The following is a 13,041-nucleotide window of genomic DNA, read 5'->3' on the forward strand; positions in this document are numbered from 1 at the left end:
CCACTCGTGCGCGCGTCGCCGTTCACCCATCGCCTCCCGGAAGGTGGGATCAACCGTTGTGATCGCGGCGCGAGTCTACTGGCCGGTAACCAAGGTTTTGTAGGCGGGAGGGCCTACGACGCCGAGGCTTCGGGTGTGCGTCCGGCGGTCAGGGCCGCCAGACCCAGCGCCGGTTCCCGCGCCTTCGGCGGGAAGGACGGGGCTCCGTCCTGGTGAGGGAACGCCGATTCTCGATGCCGGGTAGCCTCGGTGCGCCATCATCGTCGTCGAAGGGCCTTCGTTCATGAGTCGTCACGTCCTGGTCACCGGTGCCGCACGCGGTATCGGCCGCGCGATCGCGCTCGCCTTCGCCGAGACGGGTGACCGGGTCGCCGTGCACTACGGGTCGCGCCGAGAGGAGGCCGAGGAGACGTTCCGACTGCTGCCCGGCGACGGGCACGTACTGGTCGGCGCCGACCTGCGGGAACCTGTCGCCGCGACCGAACTGGTCGAGACGGTCCTTGAACGACTCGGAGGGTTGGACGTACTGGTCAACAACGCGGCGGTGAACCTGCCCCACCCGATCGCCGAGACCCCCTTCGAGGCATGGGCTCAGGTGTGGCGCCAGACCTTGGACGTCAACGTCCTGGGAGCCGCGCACGTCAGTCATCGGGCCGCCCGGCACATGATCGACCAAGGGGTGCGCGGACGCATCGTCAATATCGGGTCGCGGGGTGCGTTCAAGGGGGAGCCGGATCATCCGGCCTACGGTGCGAGCAAGGCCGCCCTGCACGCGATGGGCCAGTCCCTCGCGGTGGCCCTGGCCCCGCACGGGATCGGGGTGGCTTCCGTCGCGCCGGGCTTCGTCGCGACCGAGCGGGTGGCCCACCGGGTCACCGACCAGGTGCGCGCGCAGAGCCCTTTCGGGCGGGTGGCCACCCCCGAGGAGGTCGCCGCGGCCGTACGTTTCCTTGCCTCCCCCGAGGCGGAGTGGGCCTCGGGTACCGTCCTGGACCTGAACGGTGCCTCGTACCTGCGTTGATCCCCTCCGCGGCCGTGTGCGTCCCAGGGTCCGGGACGAACACGCTCGGAGAGTGGGTCGAGGGACGCCGGCTCCAGAGCTTCCCACCGTGTAGAGCCCCGCGCACCATGTCCGAAACCTCACCTTCGCCGCTTTCGTTCCCACGAGGTCGGCGAAACCACCACACGAACACGCCGAGTCGCTGTACAAGGGAGAGAAAGGGAGTTCGAGCCACCAGGACTCGGGGGCAGGAATGTCATCGCACCACTCGGACGCGTCGGACCACCATCGTTTCGCCGCCCGACCGGTGTCCCTTCGGCCGCCCCGGGAACTGGCCCGCTCCGCCCTGGCGAGCCCGCTGTTGGGCACCGCTCTGGAACTGGCTCGATGGTGCGGGCCCATCACCCACGTGGACGTGCACGGCCTGCCGGACCTGAACGACACCCGCAACGCGATCCGCAGGTTCGGGCTCTGGCCCCGTCACCTGTGCCGGGACCCCGGCCGCCGGGACGAGTGGTTGCGACGGATCGGTTCCCCCGAACAGGCGCACCGTTTCATTCGGCCCTGGCGCACCGCCCTGAGGTTGGGGTTGATCCAGTGCGAAACGGCCCAGGCACGTCCGGCCCGGGAGCTGGACCGCTGGATGCGCTCCCCCGACCAGATCCTGCGCTGGTGGATGCTCGGTTTCCGCGAGTGCGTGGAACGTTCGTTGCGGGAGACCGCCGGCATCTCCCCCGACACAGCGCTGAGCCGACTGTACGAGTCCCCCGACGGCGCCCGTGTTCCGCTGCACATGGTGACCCAGGAGGTCGTGACCGCGCAGGAGGAAAGCCACCTGCCGACGGCGTCTCCCGGGCACAGTACCGGCAGGCTCGCCCGCGGGACGTGGGAACTGCGCGACTCCGGCGCCGTCGACATGGGACACAGTGCGCCCAGAGCGCCCAGGGACGTGCCCCGCGATCATCGGACCGATCCGCTCTGGGTGGAGCTGACCGACCTGGGCCGGTACGGGATCCGACAGATCCTGCTGGCGCGTCGGCGACCGGCGCCCTTGCTCGAAGAGTTCGTCCGGCTCGACGCGGGCGCGTTCTTGGACGCGCTGTCGACGTTCTCCCCAGACGGCCAGCTCGTCGCGCTCACCTCGTGGTCGGACGCCCGCGCACCCGAGGAGACCTTGAGGGAGATCGTCGCGGTCTGCGCCGGGCCGGGGCGGGCACTGCGTCGTTGGAACGCCGCTTTGGTCCTGGGCTCGGTCAGTTCGCGCATCGGTCAACGCCTGCGCCGGTTGCTGGCCGAACCCGATCCCACGGTGGCGGGCCTGGCGTCCGTGGTGTTGTTGGCCTCGCACATGCTCTCGCAGGAGGAACGTGAGTCGTTGAGCTCCCGGTTCGGGCACTGGACCGCCATCGACGTGTTCGCCGCGGCCACCGCCCTGGGCGAGTCCGGGATGCGGTCCTTCCTGGTCTCGGAGGCCGCCGAGGGCATCGACCGGCACCTGTTCGACGACGTCGACCGGCTCTGGAACCCGGAACATCCCGACACCCGTGAGGTTCTGCGCGTCCTGGGCAGTCACCACCCCGATCCCGCGGTGGCGGCGCGGGCACGGGCCGCTCGGGCCCGCGCACCGCACTCACCCTGAAACGGGGGGCCGACGACGGCCGCCCCGGACGCTACACCGCGGCCTTGCCTTGTTCCTTGGCCGCGGCACGCTGTTCCTTGCGGTGTCGGCGGCGCAGGACCACCAGCCCGAAGAAGAGCGCGATGGCCATCGTCACCGCCATGATGCCCAGGAAGCCCCAGGGGCCCACCAACGGGCTGACCATCAACGGGATGGCCGCCGCGGTGACCAGGCCACCGCCGAAGAAGGGTTCGAAGATGAGCTGCTTGTATCCGAACGCCGGGTAGGCGGGGGTACGCGCCTCCGGGTCCACCACGCGCATCAGCACCATGCCGGTGGCCGTCACGCCCATCGACTGACCGAACTCGCCGATACCCCGCTCGAACCAGAAGTCCGGCATCATGCGCGGAGCCAGGAAGAGGAAGGCGAACAGGCACCACAGGATGCCGGCGGTCGCCAGGATCGCGAAGGGGGCGAGGTTGTCGGCGATGGCCTGCAACGACAACGTCGCCATGGCGGCGATGATGAGCACGTCCAAAGACAGGCCCTGGATCCGCTCCACGGAGCGTTGGTCGACGATGTCGTCCCGGTCGAACCGGTCGATCACCATCTGGACGATGATTCCGCCGATCATGGCCAGCGGGAACAGCGGCACGTACGCCATGACCTCGATGGTCTCGGCCCACAGGGCCTGCTCCAGCCATTGCAGTCCGGACAGGATCAGCTGACCGATGATGACGGCGACCGCCACCAGACCGAAGTGCAGGGTCAAGGGGTCCATGGACGAGGGGTGCACGGTCATCGTCGAACCGGCGGTGCGGTCGGCGCGGTCGATCAGACCGGCCTGTTCACGGTCGGTGCCCTTGTTGTCGGCGCTGATCACCGTGGTCTTACCGCGACGCGCACCCCAGTTGATGAGGGCGATGCCGATGATGACGCCGGAGAGCAGGCCGACGGTGGCCATGCCCAGCGCGAGGTCCTGGCCCTCGGCCCAGCCGACTTGTTCGAAGGTGGTGCCCAGACCGGCGGCGGTACCGTGACCGCCCAGGAAACCGATCTCGATGAGTGCGCCGGAGATCACCGGGACGTCGAGGAAGGGCACCAGGACCAGCAGGGCCAGGAGGATGCCGATCACGTACTGGCCGCTGGCCACGGTGACACCGAAGGCCAGGTTGGGGCCGGCCAGGTTGACGGCCTCGCGCATCTTCGGCAGTCGCTTGCCGAGGAAGAGGCTGGCGAAGACCACCGAGATGAGCAGGCTGGGCAGGGCCGACCAGACCGACATGACGTCCACACCGAACAGGCCGCCCTCGGCCATGCGCGCGGTGAGGTCGACCGCGATGCCCCGGCCCGCGAGCAGACCCATGGCCCGGCCGAGGACGTCGGGACCGAGTAGCAGGGCGATACCGCCACCGATGATCGAACCGGGCAGGTAGAGCTTCTGGGTGAGCTTCCACTTGACCCGGACCAGTTTGGAGACCAGTAGCAACAGCCCCAGTAGCAGGAGCGCCAGACCAACGGTGTCAGGGGACATATCCACCTCTCGGGACGGCCCCGAGAAGTAACGGCACGGGGCGAACGTGTTACCCCCGGTGTGCGGACACACGCGTGGCTCGGCGCGTGGTGCACCTGCACGGGGGTTGTGGCTGGGAGGTAGGTCGCATGTGTCAGTGGCTCGGCTGACACGAACACCCGGGAATCGTACACACGGTGACGAAGTCGCCGAGACTTCCCCGATCCATGCTCGGGGAGAACGTGACGGGCGGGCGATAACACCCCGATAACCCCAGGGGCCGGCAGGGAGAAGGGGGAAGACCGGAAAGCACCACCGTTGCCGTGTTCACGCTCCGTCAGCGTTTTCCGAGGCGGTGACGGTTACCCGGAACGGGCCTTCGCACACATCCGGTACCCCTCCGATCACAGTGGGGATCCTCATGCTTTCCAGTGAGCCGTTCGGCTCTCCTTCGGCGTGTCCCCCCGGGCGGGACGCTTACTCGACCTCGCCCGGTTCCTCCCCTGAGGAAGCGGAACCGCTCCGTTCCGCCGCCCACGACCGCCCGAACAGCTCCCGGGCCCATCGGGTCAGCTCCCGATGACGAGTGTGCTCCGGACCGACCGGGTCGAGTGGCCCGCCCCAGTTCTCCCCCGGTTCCGGCACCCCCAACCCGAGGGTCTCCCGAACCGCCGCCAGGACCTCCTCCCCCGGCTCGTCCCGAACGCGAGGGGCCGAGCGGACTCGTTCCGACAGCGCGCGCCCCACACGGGTGGCGGCCCCCGCGCACACCACTCCCAGGAACTCGGCCTCATGGAAGGCACGCAGCACCCGGAACTCGTGGCCCGGGTCGACGGCGGTCAACGGCTGGTGCCAGTGGGCTGCCGAGATCAGCCACTCGGTTCCCGCGACCCGTTTGTCCTCCTCGGCCAGTTCCCGCGTGGCTCGCGCACCGTTGATGCCCAGGGTGATCCCGCTCGGCACGTCCGACAGCGCGCACACCACGGCCCACCTGGTGCGGGCGTCGGCGCCCTCGTCCACGGCCCCGGACGCCACGGGTTCGTCGTCGGTGGGCCACCACAGGCCGTCCTCCGCACGCCGGGCCCATCCCTCCAGCAGCGCCACCAGGCGCACCTCCGGAGCGGCCGCCGACCAATCGCCCACCTGCGCGGAGAGCATGACGTGACCGTCCTGGGCGACCAACAGCCCGGTCTGCGCTCCCACCTCGATCCAGGTCCTGGCCAGGTCCTCGTTCCCGCCCGCCGCCCTGGTGAGGCGGCGCCGAGACGGCACCGCCAGGCGACCGTCCCGGCGCAACCTCCCGGGACGTTCGGCGAGCGCGGTCACCAGCCGGGTGTCGGCCCCCGCCAGGGCGGTGAGCGCCTCCCGGGAGATCTCCTCCACCGCGCCCGGTCCACGCCCCGGCAGCATCCCCTCGACCGGGGGTCCCATGATCTGTGGCGGAGCCGGGTCGAACCGGTGCGGGAAGGCACGCCGGATCGCTAGGGCCACCTCACGCGCGACCACGAAGAGGCAACTGTCCCCCGTCTCGGTCTCGTACTCCGACGGTAGGAGCAGAGCTCGCTCCAACAACCAGTCCAGTTCAACGTCGCCCGTTCCGTTCACCGGCAAAGCGATGTTCCCCGGAGCGATCGAGTCGATCTCCACCACCTCGGAGAAGAAGGTCAACTGGAGGAGTCGGTGCCCCACTTCGTGCGGTGCCTCGCGCACCAGGGACTCCACCCTGCGTTCGTCGGTGAGGACTGCCTCCAATGCGGCCACGGACTCCCGCCAACCTTGGGTGGGGTCCAGCCCCCACGCCAATGCCATTCGGCGCAACATCGCCAGGTCGCACCACTCCAAGGCTTCCCCGACCGACCGGGGAAAGCCGCGCGTGCCGAACTGGTGACCCGCGTCGTCGGGCAGGTGGTAGCCACCGTCGCCGTCCGGCCACAGGACCGCCAGGTCCACGAGGTCGGATATGCACTCCTGCGCGCGCATCCGTGCCAGTCCGGGACGGTCGGCGCCCACCCTGGCCAATAGGGCCTCATGGTCGACCGGCCCCAGAAGAAACTGGTCCTGGGCGAGGGACCGCCGGGGGCGAGGCCACTCACCCTCCGGCCCGCCCGGGAGCAGCTCCCGCGCGTTCTCCGCGACGCCCACGATGGCGCGCAGGATCTGGTGGTGGGGCAGAGGCAGACGCTCGAAGACCGTGGGACGGTAGGCCAGAGTCATGATCAGGTCGAGCAGGGTGTCGGGAGTGGCCGTCCGGTAGCGGACGGCACCGTCGGGGATGGTGGCCAGGATGTCCGCGACCCGTTCCGGAGGCATGGTGCGGAGGTGGGCGTCCAACGCGGCGAGTCGGTCCATGGCGCCAACTCTAGGGATCGTCGTCCCCACGCGCACCGACGATCTCCAAGCCTGTGGACAACCCGGGCACGGCCGGCCCTCACTCCCGGCTTCGTACCGATCTACGCGAAAGCACCCCACCGCACCGGCGCGGAACGGTAGTAAGGGTGCACCCTCGCTCACACCCACACCCGATGCTGGAAACGGGACCGGACATGCCCTCTCACGAACCGTCACGGCCGGGACGACCTCCCCTGTCGGCCAGGCCCGTGTCGTTGCCACCGATCGAGGTCCTGGCCCGCATGGCGCTGGACTCCCCACTACTATGCGACGCTCTGAGCCTCGCCCGCTGGAGCGCCCCCACCACCCCGGTCACCTCCGGTGGGGTCCCCGGCATCGACGACGCCCGGTCGGCGATCTCCCGCTTCTCCCTGTGGCCGCACGACCTGCCCGGCCACCTGGATCAACGGGTGATCTGGCTCGGTGCCCTGCACTCGGTCGCCGACGTCGCCCACTTCGTGGTGCCCTGGTCCGCCGCGCTACGCCTGGGGCTGGTCCGCATCGACGATTCCCTGGCCCGGCCCGACCCCGACCTGGAACGTCGGGTACGCGACCCCGAGCAGGTCCTGGAGTGGTGGTTCCACGAATTCGAGCACACCATCGCGCACGCCCGCGGCGACCTGTCCCGCCCGCACGACCCCGCGCCCGGTACGACCGGGCCCGATCTACTCCCGGAGGTGTTGCGGTTCCTGTACGAGGCTCCTGACGGGCACCGGCCCGATCTGGACACCCTGGCTTTGGAAGCCCTGTCCAGACCGGTCCCGCGCTCCGCCTCGACCGACACGCCCCACACCACCGACCTGCTCCTGCACGTGTTATGGCAGCTTTCCGACACCGGGGCCGTGGCTTTGGACCACCGTCCCGAGGACGAGGGCGAGGATCGGTGCACCATCGAGCTCACCTCGCTGGGCCGCCACGGGGTACGCCGGTTGCTCCTGGAGGTGGGTATCCACGCGCCCCTCGTGGACACCCTCGCCGAGGCGTGCGCCTCCCGGTTCCTGGACGCCCTGGCCGTGCTGCCGTTCGAGGAGCGCTCACCGGAGGCCGCGCAATGGTTGGACCGGCGTGGACCGGACGAGGCCCTGCGCCAGATCACCGAAGTGGTGCGAGGCCCCGGTCTGGCCCTTCGCCGTTGGGTCGCCGCCCAGGTACTCAACACCACCAGTTCCGAGCTCGAACCGCGGCTGCGCGTCTTGTTGACCTCACCGCACAGCACGGAGGCCTGTCTGGCCGCGATGGTCCTGCTCTCCTCCGGCATGCTGGGCCAGCGCGGTATCGACCGGCTGTTGGCCGAGTACGGGCCATGGGTGGTGATCGACATGGTGGCCGCGGCGATGTCCCCCGACGGTTCCGGGTTGCCTTCCTTCCTGGCCGCGGAGGACACCCCCGACGTGTACCGACTGCTGTTGGCGGACGCCGACCCCGTGGTGTTGGGGGCGCACCCCGACGCCCTGACCGTCCTGGACGCCTTGGCCCATCACCACCCCGTCTCCGAGGCCGCGGCCCGGTCCGGGGAACTGGCCGATCGGATCCGAGCGTTCGGGCGCCCCATGGAACAGTGAGGAATCAGACCTTCCCCTCGGCCACCGCCCGGGCGATCTGTTCGTTCATCTCTCGGGCGAGCACATCCGCGTGGTAGGCGATGTGTTCGGGCAAGTGCCCTTCCATCGCGGCACGGAAACCGGTGATGTCCGTGGTCGCGTTTCGCCCGCTCGGCAGGGGCACGAGCAGTGTGTCGGTGCCGCGGAAGGCGATCTGCGTCCCGTACCCGGCGAAGGCCCGGCGGAGCGCGGCCATGGCGGTGTCGTCCGGCGTGGCGATCAGCCCCTGCCGGCGGGCGTTCTCGGCCGTGAGCCCGGCCACGCCCGCCGCGATGCGGGGCCACCGGGCCGTGGTCGCGACCACGGCCCGTTCGAAGGTCTCCACCATGTCGCTGGGCGCGAAGGGGCCGTGTCCGGGGACGAGAAGTCGCACGCTGGTGGGCGGCAGGTACTCGATCCGCAGGCCTTCCTCTTGGAAGGCCCGGACCAGAACGTCACCGAAGTCGGCGTGGACGGGGCCCAGGTCGAACGTGCGGGCCTGTTCCAGGTGGGTCCGCATCCAGCCGGGGATCTCCTCCGGGGTGCGGGGGTAGCGGCGCATCTCCTGGGCGTAGGCCAGGGGCGCGAGCCCGTTGGGCACTGCCACCTCGTCGTACTCGTACTCGACCCGGAAGCGTCCGGCGGCCTCCACCGAGATCCGCGCCTCGAACCAGGTGCCCGCTCCCGGCTTCTCGCCCAGGTCCTTCAGTTCCGTGGCCAGTACCCGGACCGGCTCGGGCGGGACGAACTCGCGGATCGTGCCGTCGGTACTCCCCGCGATGAGGTCCTCGAAGGTGAAGCCGCCCACCTGACGCGTCAGGTATATGACGTTCTGCCAGTCCTCGGGCATGATCTCGACCAGTGCGCGGGCGATCTCCTCGACGGTCTGCTGTTGCCGGAGCATGGGCGGCGTCGCGTCCTGCGGTGATTCGGTCATCGGGGGGCTCCGAAGCGAGGGGGTACTGTGACCCGCTCTTCCTACCGTGCGCGTCCGCCTTCTCCCACATCGCGCAGGTCGGTGGCCCATCGGGGATCGGTGAGGCGACCGGCCGCGCACCGTGCCCCTCCCATGCGAGCCGGTGCGACGCGGTGTCAGATCCGCTCCGCCGCGGGGCGGGGTCAGCCGACCACGGCGTCCAGGTAGACCCACTCACCCTCGTGTCGGCGGAACCGGCTGTACTCGCACAGTTCACCGTCCTGGCCTTCCTCCCGATAGCGCGCCCGGAACTCGACGGCGCCCTCCTTGTGGAAGGGGGTCCCCTCATTCGTACGCAGGATCTCCAGCCCCGTCCACTCGGTGTCGGGGTCCAGGCCCACCCGGCGGGGTCGGGTGGCGGGATCCCAGGAACGCAGGAGGTAGTCCTCGTCGCCCACGACGAAGGCGCTGTAGCGCGAACGCATGAGGTCCTCCGCGGTGGCCGCACGGGCCGTGCCCGCGTGCAGGCGACCGCAACACGCACCGTACTCCTCGGGCCGGCCGCACGGGCAGGGTGCGTCGGTGAGGACGGGTCGCGGGCCGGTGGAACGCTGGGAACGGTGGGGACGCTGCTGGGCCATGCACCCATTCTGGCGTGCCGGGGGTACCACCCGGCCCGATGGAGGGGAATCGGGTCGGATGGTTCGGGTGGAGGGGTCAGGCTCCGCCGTCACCTGGGCGGCGCGGTGGAGGTGGCGGCAACCACCGTGGAGGTGGACCGTCGTCGGGGGCAGGGCGCGGTTGAGGGATCGGGAGCGCGTTCACGTGGGCGTAGTCCATGTCCATCCCCCGGGGTGATACCCATCCTGGCCGGTGGAACGAAACGCGCGGGATGTCCACTTCCGGCGCCCGACCGTCACCTTTCGACCCTGGCTGAGCGTGCCATTCCGTGGCTTCCACACCAACCTTGCCCTGTGAAATAACCCAACCACTCACGAATGGGCGTGTCCGGGTCGAGACCAGACCACATGTGTATAGTCGGTCCGACCGCTGGCCAGGAAAGGTTGAGATCATGGACAACGTGGAGGTGAGCTCCGCCGACATCGCCCGTATCGCCGGGGTCAAACCGACGGCGGTCAGCAACTGGCGTCGACGCCACGACGACTTCCCCACCCCCGTCGGCGGTACCGACCGCAGCCCCCGCTTCGACCTGGCGGAGATCGAGGCGTGGCTGTCCACCCACCGCAGTGTGCCGACCATCGACCCCGACCAGCGTCTGTGGCAGGTGGTGGACTCCCTGCGCGGGTCCGCTCCGGTCGAGGACCTCCTCGGGCTGGTCGGCGCGTTGGCCCTGCACCTGCGCGACCACCCCGAAGCTCCCCCGAGGGACCCGGCCGCGTTGGTGGCCGCGGCCTTGGACGGCTTCGAGACACGATTGCGGGCCTCCGGTTCGGCCTGCCTGGCCGACCATCGGCCCGTCGAGGTCCCCGACACCCTGCTCCCCGCCCTGGTGGAGGCGACCGTGCGCGCCGTCGCCGAGAGCGGCCCCGGCCCGGTCCTGGAACGCATGAGCCGAAGGTCGGAGCAACGTTCCCCCGTCGGTTCGCACAACCTTCCCCCCGCCCTGGCCGACCTGATGGTCCACCTCGCCGGCACCGGCGGTGCCCTGACCGATCCCGCCTGTGGCGGGAGCGAACTCCTGTTGGCGGGGATCCGAGCCGGACGCGCGCCACTGCGCGGCCAGGACCGGGAGCGGGCGACACTGTGGCTGACCGCGCTGCGCCTGGCCTTCCACGACGCCCTGGACGAGCAGGTCGAACTACGGGTCGGCGACGCCCTGCGAGAACCGGCCTTCACCGCTGCCCCGGCCGACTCGGTGGTCATCGCTCCCCCGTTCGGTGAACGCAACTGGGGCCTGGAGGACCTGGTCGATGACCCCCGGTGGGTGCACGGGCTGCCGCCTCGCCTGGAATCCGACCTGGCCTGGGTACAGCACGCCCTTTCCCAACTGCGACCGAGCGGCAGGGCCGTGCTGCTGATGCCTCCGGCCGCGGCCCAACGTCCCTCCGGGCGGCGGATCCGCCGTTCGCTGCTACGGTCCGGTGCGTTCCTCGCGGTGGTGTCGCTGCCCGCCGGTTTCGCCGCGCACTACGCCGTGCCGCTGCAGCTGTGGGTGCTGCGCCGGACCGACGAGACGACGACGCCCACGCCTTTGCTGTTGGTGGACACCGAGCCGACCGACCCCCACGATGTGGATCGCCCCGAGGAAGTGATCGACCGGATCCGAGGACTCTGGGAGGACTTCCACGGCTATCCGGAGAGGTTCGAGGAAGTGCCGGGGACGGCCCGGGCCGTGGAACCGGTGGAGCTGCTGGACGAGGAGATCGACCTCACCCCGCGCCGCCACCTGCCACCGCCCCGTTCGAGCACCCGAGACCTGGACCTGTTCGCGCGGCGCCGCGCCGAGATGGAACGGTCGCTGCGGTCGCTGCGGTCCCTGCTCCCGGAGGTTCCCGAGGCCCTGCCAGAGGCCGCGCCCACCCCGGTCGTCACCCTGGGCGAACTGGCCAAGGCCGGTTCGGTCTCCATCCGACGCCACCGTGCCCGACGCCCCGAGGAGGAAAGCGGTTCCCAGACCCAGGCGCGAGTGCTGACGCCCCAGGACGTGATGCGGGGAACGCCGGCGACCCGGACCGAACGCGTCGACGCCGACCCCATGCGCAACCCCCCGTTGCGGGAGGGCGACATCGTCATCCCCGTCGTCACCGAACGACCGTTGGCTCGGGTGGTCACCGCCGAGGACGCGGGGGCCCACCCCCATGGTGGGCTGTACGTGGTGAGCACCAACCCCGCGTCCGTGGACCCCTGGTTCCTGGCGGGTTTCGTCAGCAGCGAGGCCGAGCGCGGACACATCACCCGGGTGAGCAGCAGCATGCGCGGGTCCCTGCGGTTGGAACCGCAGCGGTTCCGTCTACCGGTGTTGTCCATCCAGGAGCAGCGCGCGCACGGTGAGCGCTTCCGTCGGGTCGAACGGTTCCGTCGGGCGCTACGGGAGCTGCAGGAGTTGGGTACGGAACTGGCCGACCAGGCCGTCGACCTGGCCGTCGAGCTCACCACCGACCAGGCCGAACAGCCTTGACCGCACGTCGCTGAGGGCCCGAGCACCGGAGTGATATCCGGTGGTCGGGCCCTCGTGCCGTCTCAGGGGCGCGGCGATGCTCAGCCGATGTCCGCGGTGACGGTCACTCCCAGGCCGAGGTTCTCCTCGAACTCGACGGAGGCCGGGGTGAAGTCGCCCTCGGCGGTGACCAGGCCCTCGGCCCGCTGGCCGGGGTCGAGCGTCACGGTGTCGATCTGGGACTCGGACATACCCAGGGCACTGGTCGTGTCCTTCTTGGTGCCGTCGTCGGCGACGAGCGCGAAGTACAGCGGGTTGACCTCGATGGCGGTGTCACCGTTGTTCTCCACGGCGACGTGCACGCTGGTGTAGTCGCCGCCGTCGTGCAGGACGCTCGGCACGAAGTCGGCGGCCTCCGCGGTCAGCACGACCGGTTCGTCTTCGGCCGGCTCTTCGGCGGCCTCCTCGACCTCGCCTTCGGCCGTGTCCTCGGTCTGCTCGGAAGGGGCCTGCGCGGACTCCGAGCCGTCGGAGCCCCCCGAGAGAGCGGCCATGCAGCCACCCATCAGGAAGAACAGGAGCAGGAACGCTCCGCAGCCGAGACCGAGCTTCTTGCCGGTGGACATGCCCTGCTTCGGAGGCATGGGCTGGTACGGCTGCTGGGGCGGGAAAGGCTGGGGGTGGGGCTGGGTCATGGTGGGCTCCGGTCTGTGCGGTGGCGACGAGGCCGTGGGGTGTGAACACCGAACCGGGCGGTTCGGCACGCAGCGGGACAGGTAGTCTCCGGAACGCTGAACCAACCCGAAGACACTCACACCATACACGACTATCTGTGAATATAACCAACCATGAACACGAAGCTGTTTTCATGCTCAAGATGAGAGAAGAATGAACAGCACCATCTTCCA

The 13,041-nt window shown here is 69.9% G+C and carries 9 protein-coding genes; 4 read left to right on the forward strand and 5 right to left on the reverse strand.

Annotation, left to right across the window (positions count from 1 at the left end; translation table 11 throughout):
• Window positions 1-283 precede the first annotated feature (283 nt).
• Window positions 284-1,021 (forward strand): SDR family NAD(P)-dependent oxidoreductase, encoded by a 738-nt coding sequence (locus BQ8420_RS25655; RefSeq protein WP_087102015.1) that lies wholly within the window; start codon window positions 284-286, stop codon window positions 1,019-1,021.
• Between the two features lie 232 nt (window positions 1,022-1,253).
• Window positions 1,254-2,639 (forward strand): hypothetical protein, encoded by a 1,386-nt coding sequence (locus tag BQ8420_RS25660; protein ID WP_087102017.1) that lies wholly within the window; start codon window positions 1,254-1,256, stop codon window positions 2,637-2,639.
• A 31-nt stretch (window positions 2,640-2,670) separates the two neighbouring features.
• Here the strand turns inward: BQ8420_RS25660 and BQ8420_RS25665 are convergent, their stop codons facing one another.
• Window positions 2,671-4,152, reverse strand: coding sequence for a sodium/glutamate symporter (locus BQ8420_RS25665; RefSeq protein ID WP_087102019.1), 1,482 nt, complete (start codon window positions 4,150-4,152; stop codon window positions 2,671-2,673).
• Between the two features lie 456 nt (window positions 4,153-4,608).
• Window positions 4,609-6,480 (reverse strand): hypothetical protein, encoded by a 1,872-nt coding sequence (locus BQ8420_RS25670; protein WP_200816097.1) that lies wholly within the window; start codon window positions 6,478-6,480, stop codon window positions 4,609-4,611.
• A 248-nt stretch (window positions 6,481-6,728) separates the two neighbouring features.
• On the opposite strand from BQ8420_RS25670, the gene BQ8420_RS25675 reads away from it, so the two are divergent.
• The gene (locus BQ8420_RS25675; protein WP_087102020.1) at window positions 6,729-8,081 is read left to right on the forward strand and encodes a hypothetical protein; all 1,353 of its coding nucleotides are present in this window, start codon (window positions 6,729-6,731) and stop codon (window positions 8,079-8,081) included.
• A gap of 4 nt (window positions 8,082-8,085) precedes the next feature.
• Here the strand turns inward: BQ8420_RS25675 and BQ8420_RS25680 are convergent, their stop codons facing one another.
• Both BQ8420_RS25680 and BQ8420_RS25685 read right to left on the reverse strand, forming a co-directional pair.
• Complete coding sequence (locus tag BQ8420_RS25680) at window positions 8,086-9,036, reverse strand: hypothetical protein (RefSeq protein ID WP_087102023.1); 951 nt, start codon at window positions 9,034-9,036, stop codon at window positions 8,086-8,088.
• Window positions 9,037-9,218: 182 nt separating this feature from the next.
• Window positions 9,219-9,656 (reverse strand): YchJ family protein, encoded by a 438-nt coding sequence (locus tag BQ8420_RS25685; protein ID WP_087102025.1) that lies wholly within the window; start codon window positions 9,654-9,656, stop codon window positions 9,219-9,221.
• 431 nt (window positions 9,657-10,087) lie between these two features.
• On the opposite strand from BQ8420_RS25685, the gene BQ8420_RS25690 reads away from it, so the two are divergent.
• Window positions 10,088-12,154, forward strand: coding sequence for an N-6 DNA methylase (locus BQ8420_RS25690; protein ID WP_087102027.1), 2,067 nt, complete (start codon window positions 10,088-10,090; stop codon window positions 12,152-12,154).
• A gap of 80 nt (window positions 12,155-12,234) precedes the next feature.
• On the opposite strand, the gene BQ8420_RS25695 is transcribed toward BQ8420_RS25690, so the two are convergent.
• Window positions 12,235-12,828, reverse strand: a complete 594-nt coding sequence (locus BQ8420_RS25695; RefSeq protein ID WP_235006492.1) for a DUF4352 domain-containing protein — start codon at window positions 12,826-12,828, stop codon at window positions 12,235-12,237.
• Window positions 12,829-13,041 lie beyond the last annotated feature (213 nt).

Source organism: Nocardiopsis sp. JB363, assembly GCF_900143625.1.
Taxonomy (GTDB): Bacteria; Actinomycetota; Actinomycetes; order Streptosporangiales; family Streptosporangiaceae; genus Nocardiopsis.